This window comes from Rhodanobacter sp. 7MK24 (assembly GCF_014842995.1).
Classification (GTDB): domain Bacteria; phylum Pseudomonadota; class Gammaproteobacteria; order Xanthomonadales; family Rhodanobacteraceae; genus Rhodanobacter_A.
The window spans coordinates 19,088-41,854 of sequence record NZ_JACYXL010000015.1; the positions used below are offsets into that span (position 1 = coordinate 19,088).

The 22,767-nt window shown below is 66.3% G+C and carries 17 protein-coding genes; 11 read left to right on the forward strand and 6 right to left on the reverse strand.

The genetic code is table 11. The annotated features are described in order from the left end of the window. The first annotated feature begins 50 nt into the window (after positions 1 to 50). The 7 genes from IHE49_RS17480 (at position 51) to IHE49_RS17510 (ending at position 12,740) form a co-directional block, all read left to right on the forward strand. Positions 51 to 3,290 carry an efflux RND transporter permease subunit gene (locus IHE49_RS17480; RefSeq protein ID WP_192160336.1) on the forward strand — a complete coding sequence of 1,080 codons (3,240 nt, stop codon included), beginning with the start codon at positions 51 to 53 and terminating at the stop codon, positions 3,288 to 3,290. A gap of 218 nt (positions 3,291 to 3,508) precedes the next feature. After that, positions 3,509 to 6,640, forward strand: coding sequence for an efflux RND transporter permease subunit (locus IHE49_RS17485; protein ID WP_192160339.1), 3,132 nt, complete (start codon positions 3,509 to 3,511; stop codon positions 6,638 to 6,640). A 383-nt stretch (positions 6,641 to 7,023) separates the two neighbouring features. Beyond that, positions 7,024 to 8,757, forward strand: a complete 1,734-nt coding sequence (locus IHE49_RS17490; protein ID WP_192160341.1) for a sulfatase-like hydrolase/transferase — start codon at positions 7,024 to 7,026, stop codon at positions 8,755 to 8,757. Continuing rightward, positions 8,750 to 9,445 carry a lysoplasmalogenase gene (locus IHE49_RS17495; RefSeq protein WP_192160343.1) on the forward strand — a complete coding sequence of 232 codons (696 nt, stop codon included), beginning with the start codon at positions 8,750 to 8,752 and terminating at the stop codon, positions 9,443 to 9,445. The genes IHE49_RS17490 and IHE49_RS17495 overlap by 8 nt, the downstream gene beginning before the upstream one ends. Then, positions 9,442 to 10,680 (forward strand): sterol desaturase family protein, encoded by a 1,239-nt coding sequence (locus tag IHE49_RS17500; RefSeq protein WP_192160345.1) that lies wholly within the window; start codon positions 9,442 to 9,444, stop codon positions 10,678 to 10,680. The genes IHE49_RS17495 and IHE49_RS17500 overlap by 4 nt, the downstream gene beginning before the upstream one ends. Before the next feature lie 108 nt (positions 10,681 to 10,788). Then, a complete protein-coding gene (locus IHE49_RS17505; RefSeq protein WP_192160347.1) occupies positions 10,789 to 11,574 on the forward strand; it encodes a 3-hydroxybutyrate dehydrogenase in 786 nt (261 codons plus the stop codon). Next, positions 11,571 to 12,740, forward strand: a complete 1,170-nt coding sequence (locus IHE49_RS17510) for a patatin-like phospholipase family protein (protein ID WP_343227600.1) — start codon at positions 11,571 to 11,573, stop codon at positions 12,738 to 12,740. The genes IHE49_RS17505 and IHE49_RS17510 overlap by 4 nt, the downstream gene beginning before the upstream one ends. Positions 12,741 to 12,764: 24 nt before the next feature. On the opposite strand, the gene IHE49_RS17515 is transcribed toward IHE49_RS17510, so the two are convergent. Further along, a complete protein-coding gene (locus tag IHE49_RS17515) occupies positions 12,765 to 13,235 on the reverse strand; it encodes a group II truncated hemoglobin (RefSeq protein WP_192160349.1) in 471 nt (156 codons plus the stop codon). Further along, positions 13,232 to 13,543: an antibiotic biosynthesis monooxygenase family protein gene (locus IHE49_RS17520; protein ID WP_192160351.1), complete on the reverse strand. Its 312-nt coding sequence runs from the start codon at positions 13,541 to 13,543 to the stop codon at positions 13,232 to 13,234. The genes IHE49_RS17515 and IHE49_RS17520 overlap by 4 nt, the downstream gene beginning before the upstream one ends. Positions 13,544 to 13,652: 109 nt before the next feature. On the opposite strand from IHE49_RS17520, the gene IHE49_RS17525 reads away from it, so the two are divergent. Then, positions 13,653 to 14,018 (forward strand): helix-turn-helix domain-containing protein, encoded by a 366-nt coding sequence (locus tag IHE49_RS17525; RefSeq protein WP_192160354.1) that lies wholly within the window; start codon positions 13,653 to 13,655, stop codon positions 14,016 to 14,018. Between the two features lie 124 nt (positions 14,019 to 14,142). Here IHE49_RS17525 and IHE49_RS17530 read toward each other — a convergent pair whose 3' ends face one another. The 4 genes from IHE49_RS17530 to radC all read right to left on the reverse strand — a co-directional run bounded on the left by IHE49_RS17530 (position 14,143) and on the right by radC (position 18,575). Continuing rightward, entirely contained in the window at positions 14,143 to 14,895 is a 753-nt protein-coding gene (locus IHE49_RS17530) for an SDR family NAD(P)-dependent oxidoreductase (protein ID WP_192160356.1), read from the reverse strand. 28 nt (positions 14,896 to 14,923) lie between these two features. Next, positions 14,924 to 15,628 (reverse strand): SPOR domain-containing protein, encoded by a 705-nt coding sequence (locus IHE49_RS17535; protein ID WP_192160358.1) that lies wholly within the window; start codon positions 15,626 to 15,628, stop codon positions 14,924 to 14,926. Next, the gene (gene argS / locus IHE49_RS17540; RefSeq protein WP_192160360.1) at positions 15,628 to 17,316 is read right to left on the reverse strand and encodes an arginine--tRNA ligase; all 1,689 of its coding nucleotides are present in this window, start codon (positions 17,314 to 17,316) and stop codon (positions 15,628 to 15,630) included. The genes IHE49_RS17535 and argS overlap by 1 nt, the downstream gene beginning before the upstream one ends. A gap of 587 nt (positions 17,317 to 17,903) precedes the next feature. Further along, positions 17,904 to 18,575: a DNA repair protein RadC gene (gene radC / locus IHE49_RS17545; protein ID WP_192160362.1), complete on the reverse strand. Its 672-nt coding sequence runs from the start codon at positions 18,573 to 18,575 to the stop codon at positions 17,904 to 17,906. Between the two features lie 96 nt (positions 18,576 to 18,671). Between radC and coaBC the strand changes: the two genes are divergently transcribed. Genes coaBC through IHE49_RS17560 form a run of 3 tightly spaced genes read left to right on the forward strand, consistent with a single transcriptional unit; the run spans position 18,672 to position 22,735 of the window. Then, the gene (gene coaBC, locus IHE49_RS17550; RefSeq protein ID WP_192160364.1) at positions 18,672 to 19,877 is read left to right on the forward strand and encodes a bifunctional phosphopantothenoylcysteine decarboxylase/phosphopantothenate--cysteine ligase CoaBC; all 1,206 of its coding nucleotides are present in this window, start codon (positions 18,672 to 18,674) and stop codon (positions 19,875 to 19,877) included. A gap of 8 nt (positions 19,878 to 19,885) precedes the next feature. Next, positions 19,886 to 20,341 carry a dUTP diphosphatase gene (gene dut, locus IHE49_RS17555; RefSeq protein ID WP_192160384.1) on the forward strand — a complete coding sequence of 152 codons (456 nt, stop codon included), beginning with the start codon at positions 19,886 to 19,888 and terminating at the stop codon, positions 20,339 to 20,341. Between the two features lie 45 nt (positions 20,342 to 20,386). Continuing rightward, positions 20,387 to 22,735, forward strand: a complete 2,349-nt coding sequence (locus IHE49_RS17560; protein WP_192160366.1) for a phosphomannomutase/phosphoglucomutase — start codon at positions 20,387 to 20,389, stop codon at positions 22,733 to 22,735. Positions 22,736 to 22,767: the final 32 nt, after the last annotated feature.

Consider the following 22,767-nt stretch of genomic DNA (forward strand, 5'->3'; position numbering starts at 1 on the left):
GCCGCGTGCCCCGGCGAGCAGGACGCCACCCGACAGCAGCACGGATACCCATGGGATTCTCGACGCTCTTCATCCGCCGCCCGATCGCCACCTCGCTCCTGATGGTGGCGATCCTGCTGCTCGGCATCCTTGGCTATCGCCAGCTGCCGGTATCGGCGCTGCCCGAGATCGAGGCGCCCAGCCTGGTGGTGACCACGCAATATCCGGGCGCCAGCGCCAGCACCATGGCGGTGCTGGTCACCACGCCGCTGGAACGCCAGCTGGGGCAGATCTCCGGCCTCACCATGATGAGTTCGGACTCGTCGGCGGGCCTGTCCACCATCGTGCTGCAGTTCGCCATGAACCGCGACATCGACGTGGCCGCGCAGGACGTGCAGTCCGCGATCAACCAGGCGCGCGGCGTGCTGCCCAGCAACCTGCCGTACCCGCCGATCTACAACCGGGTGAACCCGGCCGACGCGCCGATCCTCACGCTGTCGCTGCAGTCGGACAGCCGGCCGCTGCGCGATGTCAACGACTTCGCCGACTCCATCCTCGCGCAGAAGCTGTCGCAGGTGCCGGGCGTAGGCCTGGTGTCGATCGCCGGCAACGTGCGCCCCGCGGTGCGCATCCAGGTGAACCCGGCGCAGCTCGCCAACCTCGGACTCACGCTGGAGGACGTGCGCAGCGCGCTCACCCAGGCCAACGTCAACGCGCCCAAGGGCACCCTGAACGGCAAGACCCAGAGTTACTCGATCGGCACCAACGACCAGCTTGCGGATGCCGCCGACTACAAGGGCACCATCATCGCGTACAAGAACAACGCGCCGGTGAAGCTGTCCGACGTGGCCAGCGTGGTCGATGGCGTGGAGGACGACCAGCTCGCCGCGTGGGCCAACGGCAAGCCGGCGGTGCTGCTGGACATCCGCCGCCAACCCGGCGCCAACATCGTCGAGACGGTCAAGCAGATCCGCGCGATCCTCCCTGAACTGCGCTCGGTGCTGCCTGCCGACGTGCATCTCGACGTGTTCGCCGACCGCACCGTCACCATTCGCGCCTCGGTGGAGGACGTGCAGTTCACCTTGCTGTTGACCATCTTCCTCGTGGTCGCGGTGATCTTCGTGTTCCTGCGCCGGCTGTGGGCCACGCTGATCCCGTCCGTGGCGGTGCCGCTGTCGCTGCTCGGCACGTTCGGCGTGATGAGTTTCACCAGCATGTCGCTGGACAACCTCTCGCTGATGGCGCTCACCGTGGCCACCGGCTTCGTGGTGGACGACGCGATCGTGATGATCGAGAACATCGTCCGCTACATCGAGCAAGGCAAGGGCGGCCAGGAGGCGGCGGAACTGGGCGCGAAGGAAATCGGCTTCACCGTGCTGTCGCTGACGGTGTCGCTGATCGCGGTATTCCTCCCGCTGCTGCTGATGCCCGGCGTCACCGGCCGCCTTTTCCACGAGTTCGCCTGGGTGCTCACCATCGCGGTGGCGATCTCCATGCTGGTGTCGCTGACGCTGACGCCGATGATGTGCGCCTACCTGTTGCGTCCCGACCAGTTGCCCGAGAGCGAGGACGCGCACGAACGCCACCTCGCCGCCGGCAAAGTCACCGTGTGGGCGCGGGTCGTGGGCGTGTACGAGCGGTCGCTGGATTGGGTGCTCGACCACCAGAGGCTGATGATCCTGGTGGCGGCGGCCACGGTGGCGGTCACCGTGTTTCTCTACATCACCATTCCCAAAGGCCTGCTGCCCGAGCAGGACACCGGCATGATCACCGGCGTGGTGGAGGCCGACCAGAACGTGGCGTTCCCGGCGATGGAGCAGCGCACGCAGGCGGTGGCCGAGGCGTTGCGCAGGGATCCTGCGGTGAGCGGCGTGGCCGCCTTCATCGGCGCCGGCACGATCAATCCCACGCTCAACCAGGGACAGCTCTCCATCGTGCTGAAGGATCGCGGCCAGCGCGACGGGCTGGACAAGGTTCTGCCGCGTCTGCAGAACGAAGTGGCCAACATCCCCGGCGTGGCGCTGTACCTCAAGCCGGTGCAGGACGTGACGCTGGACAGCACGGTGTCCGCGACCGAATACCAGTACGCATTGTCGGATACCGAATCGGCCGAGCTGGCGAAGTACGCCACGGCGATGACCCAGGCGTTGCGCCAGCGGCCCGAGCTGTCCGAGGTGGGCAGCAACCTGGCCGACCAGGGCAACTCGCTCAAGCTCACCATCGACCGCGACAAGGCGAGCCGCCTCGGCGTGCCGGTGCAGACCATCGACGACACGCTGTACGACGCATTCGGCCAGCGCCAGATCTCCACCATCTTCACCCAGCTCAACCAGTACCGCGTGGTGCTGGAGGTGGCGCCGCAGTTCCGCTCCACCACCGGTTTGCTTGATCAGTTGACAGTCCGTGGCAACGGCAACGGTGCGCTTACCGGCAGCAATGCCACCAGCTTCGGCCAGCTCACCTCCAGCAACTCGGCCACGCCTTCCGGCATCGGCAACACCGGCAACGTTGGCTTCAGCGTGGGCGCGGGCGGCACCATCCCGCTGTCCGCGCTGGCGAGCGCGCAGGCCACCAGCGCGCCGCTGGTGATCAGCCACCAGCAGCAGCTGCCGGCGGTGACGCTGTCGTTCAACGTGGCGCCGGGCTACTCGCTGTCCGACGCGGTGACCGCGATCCACGCGGTCGAGGCGCAGCTGAACTTCCCGCCCACGCTCCGCGGCGAGTTCATCGGCAAGGCGGCGGAGTTCTCCAACAGCCTGGGCGACGAAGTGCTGCTGCTGCTCGCCGCCATCGTGGTGATCTACATCGTGCTGGGCGTGCTGTACGAGAGCTACATCCACCCGCTGACGATCATCTCCACCCTGCCGCCGGCCGGCGTCGGCGCGTTGTTGGCGCTGATCCTGTTCGGCATGGACCTGTCCGTGGACGGCATCGTCGGCATCGTGCTGCTGATCGGCATCGTGAAGAAGAACGCGATCATGATGATCGACTTCGCGATCGAGGCGCAGCGCAACGGCATGAACGCGCGCGCCGCGATCCACCGCGCCTGCCTGTTGCGCTTCCGTCCGATCATGATGACCACCGCCGCGGCCATGCTTGGTGCGCTGCCGCTGGCGCTGGGTAATGGCATCGGCGCGGAACTGCGCCGGCCGCTGGGCGTCTCTATCGTGGGTGGCCTGCTGCTGTCGCAGCTGGTGACGCTGTACACCACGCCGGTGATCTATCTGTACATGGAGCGTTTCCAGGACTGGCTGCGCGCACGCCGCGAGCGGCGTGCGCTGGCGCATGCGCAGGCCGGTAGTGCGCGGTGAGTTCTTCCGCTTATTCCGGCGCAGGCGCGGACAAGCGCGCAGCGCGCAGAACGTACGCAGGGCGGCCCCGAAGGGGCGAGCGTAGCGAGTCATCCAGTGGCTGCATCGCCTGTCCGGACCGTATCGCCACTGGACTCCGGCCTTCGCCGGAGTGACGGGCAAAGAGAACGCACGTTGAGCAACACGATGAACCAAAGTTTCCCAACACGGTGCCGGGCATGAACATTTCCGGCATCTTCATCCGCCGTCCCATCGGCACCTCGCTGTTGGCGGCGGGCGTTTTCGTCGCCGGCCTGATCTGCTACATGCTGCTGGGCGTGTCGGCGCTGCCGGACATGCAGTTTCCCGCGATCTTCGTGCAAGCCAGCGAGGCCGGTGCGGATGCCACGACGATGGCCTCCACGGTGGCTGCGCCGCTGGAGCGGCACCTCGGCCAGGTGCCGGGCATCGAGATGATGAACTCGCACAGTTCCGAAGGCAGTACCTTCGTCTTCATGATGTTCGACGGCGGCGTGAACCTGGATTCCGTCGCGCGCGACGTGCAGGCCGCGATCAATGCCGCGACCCCCGATTTGCCCGCCGGGGTGACGCCCAGCTACGAGAAGGCCAACCCGAACGACGACCCCATCATCGCCATCGCGCTGACTTCGCAGACGCAATCGGCCGGCGATCTGTACAACCTCGCCGATACCCTGCTCGCGCAGCGACTGCGCCAGTTGAAGGGTGTCAGCGAGGTGGACATCGCCGGCGCCGCCACGCCGGCGATCCGCGTGGACGTGAACCTGCGCGCGCTGAACGCGATGGCGCTGTCCCCTGACGACCTGCGCAACGCGCTTACCGCCGCCAACGTCACCTCGCCGGAGGGCTTCCTGTCCAACGGCAAGACCACCATGGCGATCAGCTCCACCGCCCAACTGCACACCGCGGACGACTTCGCGAACCTGGTGATCGCGATGAAGAATTCCACGCCGGTGCGTCTGTCCGACGTGGCGCACGTCTACCAGGGCACGCAGGACGCCTACCAGTCCGCCTCGTTCCAGGGCAAGCCGGCGCTGCTGATCTACGTGTTCAAGAAATCCGACGCCAACGTGATCTCCACGGTGGACGAGGTGCGCGACCAGCTGCCGTTGCTGCGCAACTACCTGCAGCCGGGCACGAAGTTGACGCCATTCTTCGACGACACTGCCACCATCCGCGCCTCGCTGCACGAAGTGCAGGCCACGCTGCTGATCTCGCTGGCGATGGTGGTGCTGACCATGGCGCTGTTCCTGCGCCGGCTGGCGCCCACCCTGATCGCCGCGCTCACCGTGCCGCTGTCGCTGGCCGGCGGCTTCGTGGTGATGTACATCCTCGGCTTCACGCTCAACAACCTCACCCTGCTCGCGCTGGTGATCGCGATCGGCTTCGTGGTGGACGATGCCATCGTGGTGATCGAGAACATCATCCGCCACATCGACGCCGGCATGACGCGCATGGAGGCCACGCTGGCGGGCGCGAAGGAGATCGGCTTCACCATCGTCTCGATTACCGCCTCGCTGATCGCGGTGTTCATCCCGCTGCTGTTCGCCGGCGGTATGACCGGCATGTTCATGCACGACTTCGCGGTGACCCTGGTGGCGGCCATCGTGATGTCGGCGCTGGTGTCGCTCACGCTCACGCCCGCGCTGTGCGGATTGTTCCTCAACGGACACGACCAGGCGGAAAAGCCGTCGCGGCTTGGCCATGCACTGGATCGCTTCCACGCCGGCATGCAGCGCATCTACAGCCGTGCGCTGGACATCTCGCTGCGCCACGCGCTGGCGTTCGCGCTGATGCCGCTGGCGCTGATCGTGCTCACTTTCTTGCTATTCGGCGTGGTCAAGACCGGCCTGTTCCCGCAGCAGGACACCGGCCTGATCTGGGGCCGCGCCACGTCCAGCGCCACGGTGTCCTTCGGGCAGAGCGTGAATCGCATGCAGCGCTTCACCGACATGATCCTGGCCGACCCCGACGTGGCCAGCGTAGGCACACGCCTGGGCAGCAGTCGCCAAGGCACCAGCGGTTCGTTCAACATCGACCTCAAGACCCGTGCGCAGGGCCGCAGGGACGACATGTTCACGGTGCTGGCGCGGCTCACCGCCAAGGCCACGAAATACCCCGACCTCAACCTGCGCCTGCGCCCGCTGCAGGACCTGCCCAGCGCCGGCGGCGGCGGCACCAGCCAGGGGGCGCAATACCAGATAGGCCTGCAGAGCGACAGCCTGGATGAGCTCCAGACATGGCTGCCCAAGCTGGTCAACGAGCTGAAGAAGAACCCCAAACTGCAGGACGTGGGCAGCGACGTGGACGAGCAGGGCCTGCGCCAGAACATCGTGGTCGACCGCGCCACTGCGGCGCGGCTGGGCGTGTCGCTGGGCACCATCGACGGCGCGCTGTACGACGCCTTCGGCCAGCGCCAGGTGTCCACCATCTACTCCGACATCAACCAGTATTCGGTGGTGGTGAACGCGTTGCCCAACCAGACTGCCACGCCGGAAGCGCTCGACAAGATCTACGTGAAATCCAGCTCGGGCACCATGATCCCGATCACCGCAGTGGCCAAGCAGGTGCCGGGGTTGGCGCCCTCGTCGATCTCGCACGAGAACCAGCAGACCACGATGGATCTGAGCTTCAATCTGGCCCCTGGCGCGAGCATGGGCGAGGCGATGGCCATCGTGCAGGCCACGGTGACGAACATGCGCATGCCGGGTGACATCAAGCTCAATCTCGGCGGCGACTTCCGGCGTTTCGACGAGGTGCAGAACGGCATGTCCCTGCTGGTGCTGGCGGCCATCCTCACCGTCTACATCGTGCTGGGCATGCTGTACGAAAACCTGATCCACCCGGTGACCATCCTGTCCACCCTGCCGGCGGCGGGCGTGGGTGCGCTGATGGCGCTGTGGATCACCGACACCGAGCTGTCGGTAGTGGCGCAGATCGCGCTGGTGCTGCTGATCGGCATCGTGAAGAAGAACGCGATCATGATGATCGACTTCGCCCTCGTCGCCGAACGCGAACACGGCAAGACACCGCTGGAAGCCGCGCATGAAGCCTGCCTGGTGCGCTTCCGTCCGATCATGATGACCACGATGGTGGCCATCCTCGCCGCGGTGCCCATCGCGGTCGGCTTGGGCGAAGGCAGCGAGCTGCGTCGTCCGCTGGGCATCGCGCTGATCGGCGGCCTGCTGATTTCGCAGAGCTTGACCCTGCTCAGCACGCCGGCGTTGTACGTGGTGTTCTCCTGCCTTGGGGCGCGCTTCAAGGCTTGGCGCGTGCGGCGCGCCGAAAGGCGTCGCATGAGGCGTGCGTTGCCGGCACGCGTGTCAGGTTGACGCGCTTGCCCCTCTCTCCATCGGGGGAGAGGGTTGGGGTGAGGGCGGGTGCTCGCGACAACCTTTCATTCCTCTCGCCCGCTTGCGGGAGATAGGTTGGGGTAAAGGGTGCTTCTGCTCTTTGCGTGCTACCGCAAGATTCAGGGCGGTTTCGAGCCGCTGCCGCTGCCCGAGTCACTTTTCTCTTGCAGGCCAGCAAAGAGAAGTGACTCGAGCGCCGGTAGGCGATCGAAAGCCCGCTGCAGGCGAGCCAGGGTGCGGAAACGAATGGTGTTCGCGAGCGTCCGGCTGAACGCTTGTTCCCCGTCCCCGCGCGTAACCGCCCCCATCCCCGTAAGATGACGGCCCGGCATCCGCCGGGTTGCCTTCAGGGGGCATGCCACATGATCCGGTTTCCGTCGCGTTTCACGCGCAATGGCGTGGTGCGGGTGTTTGCCGCGCTGGCTTTCGTGGGTTGCGCCTGGGCGACGGTGTGGCCAGAACCGCAGGCGCTGCAGAAGTTGTTCGTGCTGGTGTTGATGCTGTTCGTCACCGGTGCGTTGTTGTGCGCCACCTTGCGCCTCGCCTTTTCGCTGCTGCTGGGCGGTGGGTTGTTCTTCGCGCTGCGCTTCATCTCCGGCCTCAAGGAGAACTACCTCGAGACGGCGTTGATGCCGGCGGATTTCGTCTATTACGCGCGCTCCAGCCTGATTGCCACGCTGCGTCATTATCCGCACCTGTATCTGTTGGGCGTGGGGGTGCTGCTGCTGGTGCCGCTGCTGCTGGTGCTGGCGTGGCGGCTGGATCGTCCGTTGTCCACGCAACGGCGCGGCTGGGGCAGGCTGGCCTGGCGCATCGGTGGCGTGCTGCTGTGCGCGGTGGCGTTCCGCGCGTGCTTGCTGCCGGAAGGGCCGTTCGCGGGGCTGCATAACCGCGACATCTGGGACAAGCTTTCCGACGACGCCCAGCTCACCAACTTCTTCATCAACATCAACGACGGCGGCGTGGCGATGCCGGCGATGTCCGATGACGCCACGGCGCAGCGCGAGTGGGCTGCCACCGCGAATGCCGTCGAAAAGCAGGCCAAGCCCAGTGCGCGGCCGGCGCCATATCCCGATATCGTGCAGGTGCTGGAGGAAAGCACCTTCGATCCCTCGATCTACACCGCCTGCGCCGTGCCGGGCTGCAGGTTCGCGCTGTTCCAGCCCGACGCGCGCACGCGCGGCACCGGCCTGCTGCGCACGCACACCTGGGGCGGCGGCACCTGGGTCAGCGAGTTCGCCGTGCACGCCGGGCTGCCGCAGGACATCTTCGGCAAGGGCGGCATGTACGCGCCCTTTGTGCTGGCGCCGCACGTGCACGATACGCTGCCCGACCTGTTGCGTCGGCTGGGCTACCTCACCATCGCGATCTATCCCACCAACAGCGATTTCCTCAATGGCCGCGACGCATACCGCGCCTACGGCTTTGACCACCTCTACGGCGCGGAGGAGCTGGGACTCGACGAGTGGGACGAGACCGATGCACAGATGTTTGCCGCGGCCAAGCGCGTATACGACAAGGTGAAGAAGCCGGGGCAGCCGGTGTTCGTGATGATCCTCACGATCAACCAGCACGGCCCGCACGACGACAACCCGATGAACAAGCTGCCGCTGCCCTGGCGAAACATGGTGCAGGGTCTGGGCAGCAAGGACGAAAGCGCGCTGGATTTCGACACCTACCTGTGGCGCCTTCACGATTCCGACGTGGCGATGCAGGGGCTGGAGCACGATTTCCTCGCCCGCGAGCAGCCCACCGTGCTGGTGCACTTCGGCGACCATCAGCCCTCCTTCGACGGCCTGATTCGCCCGCTCGCGCGCACGTTGCCGCCCGCGCTGGTGCCGCAGCGCGACTTCTTCACCTATTACATGGTCAAGAGCAATTTCTCCGGGCCGCCACTGCCGAGCTATCCCGCGCTCGATATCGCCTTCCTGCCGACCATGGTGCTCGAGGCTGCGGGTCTGCCGGCCGATCCCTATTTCTCCGCCGCTACTGCGTTGCGGGAGCGCTGCCAGGGTCGTTTCGACGACTGTCCGGACAAGGCGCTGCTGGCTTCCTACTACGCCTGGATCTTCCGGCAATTGCACGTGTATGAGTGAGCCGCGTGGCGCGTCGGCCTTGCATTGGCTTGCCGCTGCCACGCTGCTTGCCGCATGCGCCGCGATTGCTGGCGCGTTGTTGGCCCCGCATTCTCCTGACTGGATGTGGCTGCACTGGTTTGCCAAGCCATCGGCCACTGCCTTGATCTTCGCGCTGGCGTGGCAGGCGCGGCCGATGGTGTCGGTGAGTTACCGGCGCTTCGTACTGGCCGGCATCGCCTGTTCCTTGGCGGGCGACGTGTTCCTGATGCTGCCGGGCGACTTGTTCGTGCCGGGGCTGCTGGCGTTCCTCGCCGGGCATGTCTGTTTCACGGCGGCCTTGCTTGGCGACAGCCGCTTCGCCACGCCGGCGTGGCCGCTGCTTGCCTGCCTTGCGTATGGCACGGCGAATCTGGTCCTGTTGTGGAGTGCGATTGCCGCGCCGCTGCGTGTGCCTGTGATCGTCTACGTGGCGGTGTTGTGCGGCATGGGCGGTCAGGCAGTGGCGCGTGCTTTGCGTGGCGATGCCTCGGCGCGGCTGGCGGCGCGTGGCGCACTGGTGTTCATGTTGAGCGACAGCGTGCTGGCCTGGGACCGCTTCCGCGGCCCGCTGCCGCTGGCCAGCCTGTGGGTGCTGGCGACGTACTATCTGGCGCTGTGGTGGATCGCCCGTTCAGTGCAGGGCGTGGAGCGCGAGGGCAGGGCATGAACACGCAGGAACTCATCATCACCTGGGCGACGCCGGTGTTCTTCCTGCTGATCGGGATCGAGCTGGCAGTTGCCAGGCTGCGCGGGCGCGATGCGTATGCCAGCAACGACGCGATCAACAGCATCGGCCTCGGCGCGATCTCGCAACTGGTGGCAGTGTTCACCAAGCTGTTGACCATCGGCATCTACGCGTGGTTCGCGAATCGCTTCGCATTGTTCCATCTTCCCGCGGACAGCGTGCTGGTCTGGGTTGGCGCCTTGCTCGCCTACGACTTCTGCTACTACTGGCTGCACCGCCTGGGCCACGAAGTGAACATCCTGTGGGCCGCCCACGTGGTGCACCACCAGAGCGAGCGCTACAACCTTTCCACCGCGTTGCGCCAGACCGGCAGCGGGCCGTTGCTGGGCTGGATCTTCTACCTGCCGCTGGCGATCCTCGGTGTGCCGGTGCAGGTGTTCGTGGTGGTGGCACTGATCGACCTGCTGTACCAGTTCTGGGTGCACACCGAACAGATCGGTCAGCTGGGCTGGTTCGACCGCGTGTTCTGTTCGCCGTCCAATCACCGCGCGCACCATGCGGTGAACGACCGCTACCTCGACAAGAACTACGGTGGCATCCTGATCCTGTGGGATCGCTTGTTCGGCACCTTCGTGGAAGAAGATGCCGCCGATCCGCCGGCATATGGCACGCGCTCGCCGCTGCGCAGCTGGAATCCGCTGTGGGCGAATGCGGAGGTGTACTGGCGCAGCATGCAGGATGCATGGCACGCACGTCGCTGGCGCGACAAGCTCCTGGTATGGATCAAGCCGCCGGGCTGGCGCCCGAACGACGTGGCGATGCGCTTCCCCAAGCCGGATTTCGCGATGCCCGTCGAGCGCTACGACCCGCCGATGGGCGTGGCGCTGAAATCCTACGTGCTGCTGCAGTTCGCCTTGCTGCTAGGGATGGTCACTCAGTTCCTGGGCATCACGGAGCACGCGGATCTGGCCACGCTGCTGCTCTACGCGGCGTGGCTGGTGGCCGGGCTGTGCGTGCTCGGCGCGCTGATGGAAGGCCGGCGCTGGGCATGGTGGATGGAAGGCCTGCGCATGCTGGCCGGCGCCGCGTTGCCGTTGGCCAGCGGACGCTGGTTCGGTGTGGCGCACCTGGACATCCGGATTGCGCTGGCCTTTGCGCTGGTGTTCGGCGCTAGCGCGCTGGCCTTGCCATGGTTGCGCGTCGCAGCGACCGAGTGAGCCTCCATTCGCCGGATCATGTCCTCCGGCTCGCCGCAATACCAAGGCCCAATGGCAGCATGGCGCGCTGCGCCTACAATGCGGGGGTCCCCACCACGGAGTCCCCGAATGAGCAGTCTCGACGGCAAAGTCGCCCTCATCACCGGCGCGGCCAGCGGCCTCGGCAAGGCGATTGCCGAGCTGTATGCGAAGAACGGCGCCGCGGTGGCGATCTGCGATATCAACCAGCAGGCGGCGGATGCCGTCGCCGCGGAAATCAACGCCTCGGGCGGCAAGGCCATCGGCGTCGCGATGGACGTCACCGACGAAACCGCGGTGGACACGGGCACCGACAAGGTGGTCGCGGCGTTTGGCCATCTGGACATCCTTATTTCCAACGCCGGCGTGCAGATCATCAATTCCATCGACCAGTTCAGCTACGCGGACTGGAAAAAGATGCTGGCGATCCACCTCGACGGCGGTTTCCTCACCACGCGTGCCGCGCTGCGCCACATGTACAAGGGCGATCGTGGCGGCATCGTGATCTACATGGGTTCGGTGCATTCGCACGAAGCGTCGAAGCTCAAGGCACCCTATGTTGCCGCCAAGCACGGCCTGCTTGGCCTTGCGCGCACGCTTGCGAAGGAAGGCGCGGCGCACAACGTGCGCTCGCACGTGATCTGCCCCGGCTTCGTGCGCACGCCGCTGGTGGAGAAGCAGATACCCGAACAGGCGAAGGAGCTGGGCATCAGCGAAGCCGATGTGATCAGGAACGTGATGCTGAAGGACACCGTGGACGGCGTGTTCACCACGGTCGAGGACATCGCGCACACGGCGCTCTACCTCGCTACCTTCCCGAGTGCGGCATTGACCGGGCAGAGCATCGTGGTGAGCCACGGCTGGTACATGCAGTGAGCAGCGCTGCGGGTGTGGCGCCGAAGTCGCTTGCCGCGCAAGTGGCGCGCGACTATCGCTGTGTAGCCCTGGTGCTGCAGGGCGGTGGTGCGCTGGGTGCCTACCAGGCTGGCGTGGTCGAGGCGCTGGAGGAAGCGCAGCTGCGCCCGGACTGGATTGCCGGCATCTCCATTGGCGCACTGAATGCGGCGATCATCGCGGGCAACCCGCCGGATCGCCGCGTCGAGCGTCTGCATGCGTTCTGGGATGCGATCTGCCAACCGGCGACATGGCCTGCATCGTCATGGCTGGATGCCAGCCATTGGCCGCTGCCGTTGCAGAGCGGCTTGAGCGGGCTCGCCGCGTGGCGTGCATTGGTCGAAGGCCAGCCCGGCTTTTTCCGTCCGCGCGTGCCGCCGCCGTTCCTGCAGGCGCACGCCACACCCGCTACCGCGAGCTGGTATGACACCGCACCGCTGCGCGCCACGCTGGAGCGGCTGGCCGATTTCGACCGCATCAACGATGCACGCGAGATGCGCGTGTCGGTAGGCGCGGTGAACGTGCACAGCGGCAACTTCGCCTACTTCGACAACACGAAGGAACGCCTGCGGCCCGAGCATTTCATGGCCTCCGGCGCGCTGCCGCCGGGCTTTCCCGCGGTAGAGATCGACGGCGAATTCTGGTGGGACGGCGGCGTGGTCTCCAACACGCCGCTGTACGCAGTGCTGACCGAGCGGCCGCAGCGCGACATGCTGGTGTTCCAGGTCGATCTGTGGAGCGCGCAGGGTGAACTGCCGCGGGACCTCGCCGGCGTGGCCGAACGCAGCAAGGAGATCCAGTATTCCAGCCGCACCCGGCTGACGACGGAATACATGCGCGAGAACCGCCGCCGCCAGCGCCTGTTGAAGGAATTGATGGCGATCGTGCCGCCCGAGCGCCGTGATGATCCTGCGTATCGTCGCGCCGAACGCGAGGCGCGCGGCGCGCTGGTGAACCTGATCCACCTGATCTACCGCGACAGGCCCTGCGAAGGGCACTACCGGGATTACGAGTTCAGCGCCGCCAGCATGCGCAGCCACTGGCAGGGCGGCATCGACGACATGCGCCGCAGCCTGATGCAGCCGGGATGGTTGGACCTGCCGTCGCCTGAGCAACCGTTTGTGACGCACGACGTGCATCAGGCATGAGATGCACTCTCTCCGATGAGTGCATCAGCCCAGGTAGGGGCCGCCGGTCTCGCCCCAGCCCCAGTGCGGCATGGGTGCCTGATCGGTGGGTGCCTGATCGAGACGAGAGTTGAGCACGGCCAGCCGCGTACCCCATTCCACATAGCCGACGAAGGCGGAACGGAATTCCGGATCGTCCGGCAGGCCGGCGGCATCGGCGCATTCCAGCAGCAGCGCCATCCAGCGCGCACGCTGCGCTTCATCCAGGTGCCGCCCCACATGCTTCATCAGCATGGCGCGGTGGCCGCCGCGCTCCTGACTGTAGAGCGGCGCGCCACCTAAGACTTCGGCCAGGAACAGCGCCACAAAACGTGGATGGTGCGCGTCCATGCGGGCGAACAAGGGCGCAAGCAGCGGATCGTCCGGCACCCGCTGGTAGAAGATGTCGGTGAGATGCTCCAACGCGGACAGGCCGCCGGCCCAATCGCAAAGGGTGGGAACCTTGCCGTCGCTCATGGCGCTTCTGTCCGCTGCACCGCCGTCACACCGTAGTGGCGCATCTCCTCGATCATGCCGACGTAGGGTTTGATCGCCGCGAAGAACGCGCGAAATTCAACGCTGCCGCGGAAGCCTTGCATGTGGCCTTCCACCGAATCCCACTGGATGCGCAGGATGTAGCTGCCCGGTTCGTCCAGGCATCGGGCCAGCTCGTAGCCCCGGCAATGCGCGGAAGCATCCAGGCTGCGCCCTGCTTCCGCATAGTCCTGTTCGAACCGCGGGGCGTCCGATGGAGGAATCTTGTAGCGGATGTACTCGACGATCATGCTTTGTCCTCGCGGATGAGTCGTGGGAACCGCCTTGCATTCTCCGGCCGTCTGCATACGGAAAGATACGCACCGAAAAGTTACCTAACCGCCGCTACGAGGCTGTCGCATGGCTGCTGCACGCCAAAAAAAAACCTTTGCCTGTCCCGTCGACGTGACACTGAGCCTGATCCACGGCAAGTGGAAGCCGATGATCCTGTGGCTGCTGTCGGCGCGGCAGCACCGTTTCAGCGATTTTCAGGCGGCGATGCCGCAGGTGGCACACAAGGTGCTCAGCCAGCAATTGCGGCAACTGGAGGCGGACGGATTGATATGCCGCGCAGCGCGCGACACGGGCAGGCAACACATGGCTTACCAGTTGACCGGATTCGGCCGCAGTCTGCGGCCGGCGCTGAACGCGTTGGCGGCCTGGGGCAAGGATCATCATCACGCGCTGGGCGCAGAGTACGGGGCTCCGGTGAGCGAGGTCGGCTGATCGCGGTCGCGCGCACAAGCTGCACCTTCGGGGAAGCATCGGCCTCCCGTACCTGAGCGAAACCTTGGGCGCCGGGTCCTGTAGTCAGGACCGCCGGTGCGCACGCTTGCGGATCAGGCTTGCTTCAGTCGCGATGCACCTGCAGGCCTGCCGCCGACTGGTTCACTGGCATCACTTCGATACGGTTGATGTTGAGGTGCGCAGGCAAATTGGCGATCCACCAGATCGTACCGGCGATGTCGCCGGCGACGATGGGATGGGCGCCGGCGTAGAGCGTGTCCGAGGCGGATTGGTCTCCACCGGTGCGCACCAGGGTGAACTCGGTTTCGGCCATGCCCGGTTCGATCGAGGTGACGCGCACGCCGGTGCCGTGCAGATCCACCCGCAGGTTCTGCGAGAACTGGCTGACAAAGGCCTTGGTGCCGCCGTACACGTTGCCGCCGCGATACGGGTAGCTGCCCGCGATGGAGCTGATGTTGACGATGGCGCCGCGGCGCTCGATCAGTCGGGGCAGCAGCAGGTGCGTCATCGTCGCCAGTGCGGTGACGTTGGTGTCGATCATCTGCTTCCACTGCGCGAGATCGGCCTGTTGCGCCGTTGCCGTGCCCAGCGCGAGGCCTGCGTTGTTCACCAGCAGGTCGATGTCGGCGAACGCTGCCGGCAGGCCGGCGATGGCAGCGCGCAGCGCGGCCTCGTCGCGGATGTCGAAGGCGACGGCATGCACCTTGTCGGCGCCGTGTGCGTCCACCAGCTTTTGCAGTCGGTCGGCGCGGCGGCCGCTGGCAACCACGCGCCAGCCACCGGCCACGAAACGTTCCACCGTGGCGGCGCCGAAGCCGGCGGTGGCGCCGGTGATCCAGGCGGTCTTGGTGCTCATGCGGGCATGCCTCGGCGAATAGGGTTGCTTACTTGCCTTCCTTCAGCGCAATCGAGCTGATGCCGGCGCTGGCGAGGCGTTGCTTGGTCGCCTCCAGCGCACTGGCGCTGGGGAACGGCCCCAGTCGCACGCGGTGGAAGGTCTGACCGTTGATGGTGACGCTCTGCACGTTGGCCACGAAGCCCTGCATGGCGAGCTGGGCCTTGGTGGCCTCGGCTTTCGCCGCGTCGGGAAATGCGCCGATCTGCAACAGATAGCCGCCGCCGCTTGCCGGTTGCGGCACCGCGGAGGCAGGTGCGGCTTCCACGTTCTGGGTGGCTACGGTGGCGTTGACGGGTGCCGTCGGCTGCGTTGCGGGCGCAGGTGCCGGCGTCGGCGTGGACACCGCGGTGCGCTGGCTCTGCTGCTCGGCCTTGGCCTGTGCGCTGAGTTCGGCATCCGGGATGCGCACTTCCTTCTCCGACAGCACGGAATAGAAGTCGAACTGCGGCTTCTTCGGCGCGGTCTCGGCGTTGCCCGGGGCCACCGCGCCAGCGTCGCTGGGTGCCGCAGCGGTGGCTTGCGGATTGGCCTGCGGGCCTTCCTTGGGGGCCATCGGCAACAGCGAATGGCGCATCAGCACCGCCAAGGCCACGGCGCCGATCAGGATGCCGACGAGGATCGCGGCCCAGGTGGGGAAGCCACCACCGTTGTTGCGTACCGCCTGCTTGCCCTTGCCTTTGCGTGCTGCCATCACATGCTCTCCGGGGCGGAAAGACCCAGCAAATCCAGGCCGTTGCGCAGTACCTGCCGGGTCGCCACCACGAGGGCCAGGCGGGCGTCGCGCAGGTTCTTGTCGTCGACCAGGAACTGGTGCGAGTTGTAGTAGGTGTGGAACGCGTTCGCCAACTCGCGCAGCCAGACGGCGAGCAAGTGCGGCTCAAGGTTCGAGGCCGCGGCGTCCACCACTTCGGGGTAGCGCGACAGCTCGGTGAGCAGCGCCTGCTCGTGCTCGTTGTCCAGTCGCGCGAGGTGCGCCAGTCCATTGTCCTGATCGAACGTGAACCCTTTCTCGCCGGCCTGGCGCAGCACGCTGCACACGCGGGCGTGTGCGTACTGGATGTAGTAGACCGGGTTGTCGTTGGTCTGCGAGCGGGCCAGGTCGATGTCGAACACCAGCTGCGAATCGCCTTTGCGCGAGATCAGGAAGTAGCGCGTGGCGTCGCGGCCCACTTCGTCGATCAGGTCGCGCAGGGTAACGTAGCTGCCGGCGCGCTTGGAGATCTTCACCTCCTCGCCGCCACGCATCACGGTGACCATCTGGTACAGCAGATAGTCGGGGTAGCCCTTGGGGATGCCGGCGTCCAGCGCCTGCAGGCCGGCCTTCACGCGCGCCAGCGAGCCATGATGGTCGGAGCCCAGCACGGTGATCGCCTTGCCGTAGCCGCGCTGCCATTTGCTGAGGTGGTAGGCCACGTCCGGCACGAAATAGGTGTAGGTGCCGTCGGACTTGCGCATCACGCGGTCCTTGTCGTCACCAAAGTCGGTGGTCTTCAGCCACAGTGCGCCACCTTCCTCGTAGCTGTGGCCGTGGGCGACCAGCTCGCGCACGGTTTCCTCCACCTTGCCGTCGGCGTACAGCGACGATTCGAGGAAGTACACGTTGAAGCCGACGCCGAAGGCCTTGAGGTCGAGGTCCTGCTCGCGGCGCAGGTACGCTACGGCAAACGCACGGATCGCGTCGAGGTTCTCCGCATCCTTCGCGCCGGTGACGGTGTGGCCTTCCACGGTGACGCTGTCGCCGGCCAGGTAGGCCTTGGCCACGTCGGCGATGTAGTCGCCGCGGTAGCCGTCCTCCGGCCAGCCGGCGTCGCCGGGGGCGAGGCCGCGCGCGCGCGCCTGGGTCGAGATGGTGAGGTTGGCGATCTGTACGCCGGCATCGTTGTAGTAGAACTCGCGCTTCACGTCCCAGCCGCTGGCCTGCAGCAGCCGGGCCACGCAGTCACCCAGCGCCGCGTTGCGCCCGTGGCCTACGTGCAGCGGGCCGGTCGGATTGGCCGAGACGAACTCCACGCCCACTGTGCGACCCGCGCCCAGCGCGTTGCGGCCGTAGCCGGCGCCCTGTTCGAGGATGCGGCGCACCTGCGACAGGCTGGCGTCGGCGGCGAGGAAGAAATTGATGAAGCCTGGGCCGGCGATTTCCACCTTGGCCAGCAACCTATTGGGCGGCAGCGCGGCCACCAGCTTCTCGGCCAGTTCGCGCGGCTTGGCCCGGGCGGCCTTGGCCAGCAGCATCGCGGCATTGCAGGCGAAATCGCCGTGCTCGCGGCTGCGCGTGCGCTCGATCACGAAACCCGGGATCGCCAGCTCGGCGGGCAGGGCTGACTGTGTTTGCAGGGCGTGGATGGCCCCGAGGATCAGTTCGTGCAGCTGGGCTTTCACGGGCGCGGCAATTCCGGGATGGAACCGGCAATCGTAGCAGAGAGGCTGGCCGCGGCGGCCGGCTCTCGGGCGGCCACGGCATGTTGCGATGCAAGGCGTGACCTGTGGATAAGTCTGTGGGGAAAGTATGGCTGCACGCGGCAGGTTTGCTAACGATTGCCCGCCAGAGCCGCATTCTTCGTAAAAAAATCAAGTAAAACAATTGATTATTGTGTGTGCTTGAAGTCGAGCATGCGTTGCTGGGTGCAAGTGCCGGCTGCAGGCATGTGTGCATAAGTCAATGGGGCATTTCGCGAGCGCGAGCGACGGGCTGGCTCGTCATAGGTCTGTCATGCGGCGCTGCCACACTGGCTGGGTGCCGGAGGAAACTCCCCTCCCGCCGGCACGCTGGAGATGCCGCTCTCTCCTCTCCCCGAATCGGCACCCGCGGCGCGGCTCATCCCCGCGCCGCTTTTTTTGGCTGCATTTGTGCGTTCGTCGGGGAACGTGAAGATCAGACGGGCGGCCATCCGTGGCCGTACTCTTCAGGAAAACCCGCGAAAATCGCTCTCGACGATTTTGTCCCGCGGCTTTGCACCACGGCAGGGTCAGATCAGCCCACGTGCCGCCATCGATACAGGCGCGCCGTGACCGATCACCAGATGGTCGAGCACGCGCACGCCTACCAATTGCAGGGCGTCACGCAGTTCCCGGGTGATCGCACGGTCGGCCGCGCTGGGTTCGGCCACGCCGCTGGGATGGTTGTGGGCGAAGATCACCGCGCAGGCGTTGTGGCTGAGGCAGGCTCGCACTACTTCGCGTGGATGCACGTTGGCGCCGTCCACCGTGCCGCGGAACAGCTCCTCGAAAGCCAGCACACGATGGCGGTTGTCGAGATACAGGCAGCCAAACACTTCGTAGGGCAGGTGGCGCAGCCGGGCGCTGAGGTAGTCGCCGCTGTCGCGCGGGTTGCCCAGCGCCGGCTGTGTATGCAGTTGCTCGGCCAGGCTGCGCCGTGCCAGCTCCAGTGCCGCGGCGATGCGCGCGCGTTTTGCCGGGCCGAGCCCGACGGTTCGTGCCAGATGGTCGGGGCGGGCGAGCAGGGCGCCGAGGCTGCCGGCGCTCATCAACAGCTCGCGGCCAAGTGCGATTGCATCCTTGCCGTGCACGCCGCTGCCCAGCAGCACGGCCAGAAGTTCTGCGTTGGACAATGTTCCGCTGCCGCGCACCAGCAGCTTTTCGCGGGGTCGCTCGCTTTCGGGCCAATGACGGATGCTCATGTCGTCAGCGTGCCTGCGTACCTGGGAGGCGGGCAGCAGTCGTGCCGCACGATTCCGGTAAGCTAACCGTCTGCCCGCAAGTCAGGCCGTGCCTACATGAGTCTTGTCCAACGCCGCATCCTGCTGGGAGTGTCCGGAGGTATCGCCGCCTACAAGTCCTGCGAACTGGTTCGCCGCCTGCGCGAAGCCGGCGCTGAGGTGCGTGTGGTGATGACGGCGGGCGCAGGGCATTTCGTGGGGGCGGCCACCTTCCAGGCCTTGTCCGGCCAGCCGGTGCGCACGTCGCTGTGGGATGAAAACGCCGAGGCGGCGATGGGCCATATCGAACTGGCACGCTGGGCCGAGCGCATCGTGGTCGCGCCAGCCAGCGCGGATATCCTCGCCAAGCTGGCGCACGGCCATGCCGATGACCTACTTACCACGTTGTGCCTGGCCAGCGCGGCGCCGCTGGCTGTGGCGCCGGCGATGAACCAGCAGATGTGGGCGCATCCGGCGGTGCAGGCGAACATCGCCCTGCTGCATCAACATGGCGTGCAGGTGCTCGGTCCGGCGTCCGGCGAGCAGGCCTGCGGTGACGTGGGTTCGGGCCGCATGCTGGAACCGCACGAACTGCGCGATGCATTGGCTGCCTCGTTTGGCAATGGCGCGTTGGCTGGCCTGGACGTAGTGGTCAGCGCCGGCCCGACCTTTGAAGATATCGATCCTGTCCGTTTCATCGGCAACCGCAGCTCCGGCAAGATGGGTTTTGCAGTGGCGCAGGCTGCTGCGGAGGCGGGCGCGCGAGTGACCCTGGTGGCCGGCCCGGTAGGCCTGGCCACGCCGCTGGGTGTGGCGCGGCGCATCGACGTGCGCAGCACGGCGCAGATGCATGCCGCGATACTCGAGGCATGCACGCAGGCGCAGATCTACATCGGTGCCGCTGCGGTGGGCGACTACCGGCCATCCGAAGTGGCCGAGCGCAAGCTCAAGAAGCAGGCTGGCGCGGACCTGGTGCTGCAACTGACCGAGAACCCGGACATCCTCGGCAGCCTGTCAATGCAGGCCACGCACCCCTTCCTTGTCGGTTTCGCGGCGGAAACGCATGACGTGGCGCGTTATGCCCAGGACAAGTTGCAGCGCAAGGGCCTGGACATGATCGCCGCCAACCGGGTCGGCGACGGACTGGGTTTCGAGACCGCCGACAACGCGCTGGATGTGTACTGGGCCGATGGCATGCTGGCGCTGGCCCGCGCCGGCAAGACCGAGCTGGCGCGGCAGCTGGTGGCCTGCGTGGCGGAACGTTACCGCGCGGTGCGGGGGTGAGCGTAGCGATGCTGGATGTCGAACTGAAAATTCTCGATCCGCGCGTGGGCAATACGATCCCGCTGCCCGAAGCGGCCACGGCCGGCAGTGCCGGCATGGATCTGCGCGCCGCGCTGGAGGCACCGCTCACGTTGGCCCCCGGCGACAGCGCGCTGGTACCCAGCGGCATCGCCATCCACGTCGGCGATCCGGGCTGGTGCGCCTTGATCGTTCCGCGCTCGGGCCTTGGCCACAAGCATGGTCTGGTGATGGGCAATCTGGTGGGCGTGATCGATGCCGACTACCAGGGCCCGCTGATGATTTCCTGCTGGAATCGTGGTCGCGAGCCGGTCACCATCGGCGTCGGCGACCGCATCGCGCAGTTGCTGCTGGTACCAGTGGCGCAGGCGCGGCTGAACATCGTGACCGACTTCGCGCCCAGTGCGCGTGGTGTCGGTGGTTTCGGTTCGACGGGCATCAAGTGACCCGGCTCGTCGTGGAAACGAACCGAGGAATGGGTAGTCGTGGGGATGGCGATGAGTGACGCAACCGGATCGCGCTGGCGCGCACAATTGGATCTGCAACGCCTGTTGCCGCTGGCCTTGGGCACGCTGCTGCTGTTGCTTGGCGCCTTCTGCGCATGGCAATTCTGGCTGATTGCCGACGAAGGCCAGGCAGCCGCGCAGGTAAGGCAGGCACGCGACGAAGCGGTGCAAAAGCTGGCACAGGTGGTCGCTGCGCAGCGCGACACGGTGCAGAAGGCGGCGATGTCGTTGGATCCTGCCCTGCTGCAAGGCGACCATGCCGCGTTGGTCGCGGCATTGCAGGCCAAGCTGCCGCAAGCCCGGCAAGTGGATGCCTACAGCAGCAACCTCGACGAGGTGGTGCACGCGAATTTTCGCGAGTTCGGCTATGCCAAGGCGGAGCAGCTGATGGCTGCGCAAACTGCCGATGGGCCGCCGCCGGCCCAGAGCGTGGTGCAGGGCCTAGGCAATCGTCGCCTGAGCATTGTGCTGCCGCTGGGCACGCCGGTGCAGGTTTGGCTGTGGGTGGAGCTGCCGTTCGCGCCGGTGCAACAGGCTTTCGACGCCATATCGCCAGCGGGCGGCCGACTCGATCTGCGCCAGGGCGACGCCAATACCGACATGCGCATCTATTCGCGTGGCAGCGCGAGCGCCGAAACGGAAACTGTCGCCAAGGTCGTGCCCGGCAGCACGTTCAGCGTGGCTGCGGCCACGCCCGTGGCCTTCATCGTGCTGCCGCGTTCGTGGCCGCTGGCAGCCTTGCTGGCGCTGGCCGGTCTGGCTGGCGGTTTCTACCTGTTGTGGTTGCGCCAGAGCCGACGCGGATTGCCGATTCCGGCGCAGGACATCGACATCGAGGAATTCAGGCAGGCCGAGGAAGCAGCACGCAAGGCTGCGCCGCCGGTACCGGTGATCCCCAAACTTGCTGCGGCCACACCCTCACCGGTAACTGAGCCCAAGCCGGCTGCCAGCGTGGACGTCGATCCGACGATCTTCCGCGCCTACGACATCCGTGGGGTGGTGGGCAAATCCCTGAACGCGGACGTGGCGCGCCTGCTGGGCCAGTCCATCGGCACGCTGATGCGCGAGCAGGGACTCGCCGAGATCGTGGTGGGTCGCGATGGTCGTCTGTCCGGCCCGGAACTGGCTGGTGCGCTGGCCGACGGTCTGCGCGAGGCTGGCGTGGACGTGATCGACCTCGGGGCGGTGCCAACGCCCGTGGTGTATTTCGCCACCTATCACTACAACACCGGCTGCGGCGTGGCGGTCACCGGCAGCCACAATCCGCCCGATTACAACGGCTTCAAGATCGTCGTCGGCGGCCAGACCCTGTCCGAGGGCGCGATCCAGGATCTGTATCGCCGCATTGCCGGCAATGCGCTGGAACACGGGGGCGGCGGCCATCTGCGCCAGCTCGATGTCCTGCCGGACTATCTGGAGCGCATCGTTGGAGACGTGCAGGCCGAGCGCCGGCTCAAGGTGGTGGTGGATTGCGGCAACGGCATCCCCGGGGCGGTGGCGCCGCAGGTGCTGGCCGGCATCGGTTGCGAGGTGGTGCCGCTGTACTGCGACGTGGATGGTACTTTCCCCAACCACCATCCCGACCCTTCCGATCCGCATAATCTTGAGGATCTCATTCTTGCCGTGAAGCAGACCGGCGCAGATCTCGGCGTGGCCTTCGATGGCGACGGCGATCGCCTCGGTGTGGTGACCAAGGAAGGCGAGATCATCTTCCCGGATCGCCTGCTGATGCTGTTCGCGCGCGACGTGCTGTCGCGCCAGCCGGGCGCCACCATCATCTACGACGTGAAGTGCACCGGACACCTCAAAGGCCAGATCCTCGAGGCCGGCGGCAGCCCGTTGATGTGGCGCACCGGACATTCGCTGATCAAGGGCAAGATGCGCGAAACCGGCGCTGAGCTGGCCGGTGAGATGAGCGGCCACTTCTTCTTCAAGGAGCGCTGGTTCGGCTTCGACGATGGCATCTATGCCGGTGCGCGACTGATGGAGATCCTCGCCGGCGACCTGGAGGAGCGCACGCCGGAAGAGATTTTCGCCACCCTGCCACACGGTGTCTCCACGCCCGAGTTGAAGATCGAGATGGCCGAGGGCGAGCACTACCGCTTCATGGAGAAGTTCAAGGCGGAGGCGAATTTCGAAGACGCCACGATCATCACCATCGACGGCGTGCGCGCCGATTGGCCGGATGGCTGGGGCCTCGTGCGTGCGTCGAATACCACGCCAGTGTTGGTTCTGCGCTTCGACGCCGATACGCCGGAGGCGCTCAAGCGCATCCAGCTGGCGTTCCGCAAGCGGTTGATCGCGGTGGATTACCGGCTGAAGATGCCGTTCTGACCGGGCGGCAACGGCCTGGCAAGAGCGGCTGC

Coding starts and splice junctions, on each gene's coding strand:
- IHE49_RS17495 (WP_192160343.1), top strand. CDS start 8,750: ATGAGTGAGCCGCGTGGCGCGTCGGCCTTGCATTGGCTTGCCGCTGCC.
- IHE49_RS17530 (WP_192160356.1), bottom strand. CDS start 14,895: ATGAGCACCAAGACCGCCTGGATCACCGGCGCCACCGCCGGCTTCGGC.
- IHE49_RS17505 (WP_192160347.1), top strand. CDS start 10,789: ATGAGCAGTCTCGACGGCAAAGTCGCCCTCATCACCGGCGCGGCCAGC.
- IHE49_RS17525 (WP_192160354.1), top strand. CDS start 13,653: ATGGCTGCTGCACGCCAAAAAAAAACCTTTGCCTGTCCCGTCGACGTG.
- IHE49_RS17560 (WP_192160366.1), top strand. CDS start 20,387: ATGGCGATGAGTGACGCAACCGGATCGCGCTGGCGCGCACAATTGGAT.
- coaBC (WP_192160364.1), top strand. CDS start 18,672: ATGAGTCTTGTCCAACGCCGCATCCTGCTGGGAGTGTCCGGAGGTATC.
- dut (WP_192160384.1), top strand. CDS start 19,886: ATGCTGGATGTCGAACTGAAAATTCTCGATCCGCGCGTGGGCAATACG.
- IHE49_RS17500 (WP_192160345.1), top strand. CDS start 9,442: ATGAACACGCAGGAACTCATCATCACCTGGGCGACGCCGGTGTTCTTC.
- IHE49_RS17490 (WP_192160341.1), top strand. CDS start 7,024: ATGATCCGGTTTCCGTCGCGTTTCACGCGCAATGGCGTGGTGCGGGTG.
- IHE49_RS17485 (WP_192160339.1), top strand. CDS start 3,509: ATGAACATTTCCGGCATCTTCATCCGCCGTCCCATCGGCACCTCGCTG.
- IHE49_RS17535 (WP_192160358.1), bottom strand. CDS start 15,628: ATGGCAGCACGCAAAGGCAAGGGCAAGCAGGCGGTACGCAACAACGGT.
- IHE49_RS17480 (WP_192160336.1), top strand. CDS start 51: ATGGGATTCTCGACGCTCTTCATCCGCCGCCCGATCGCCACCTCGCTC.
- IHE49_RS17515 (WP_192160349.1), bottom strand. CDS start 13,235: ATGAGCGACGGCAAGGTTCCCACCCTTTGCGATTGGGCCGGCGGCCTG.
- IHE49_RS17520 (WP_192160351.1), bottom strand. CDS start 13,543: ATGATCGTCGAGTACATCCGCTACAAGATTCCTCCATCGGACGCCCCG.
- radC (WP_192160362.1), bottom strand. CDS start 18,575: ATGAGCATCCGTCATTGGCCCGAAAGCGAGCGACCCCGCGAAAAGCTG.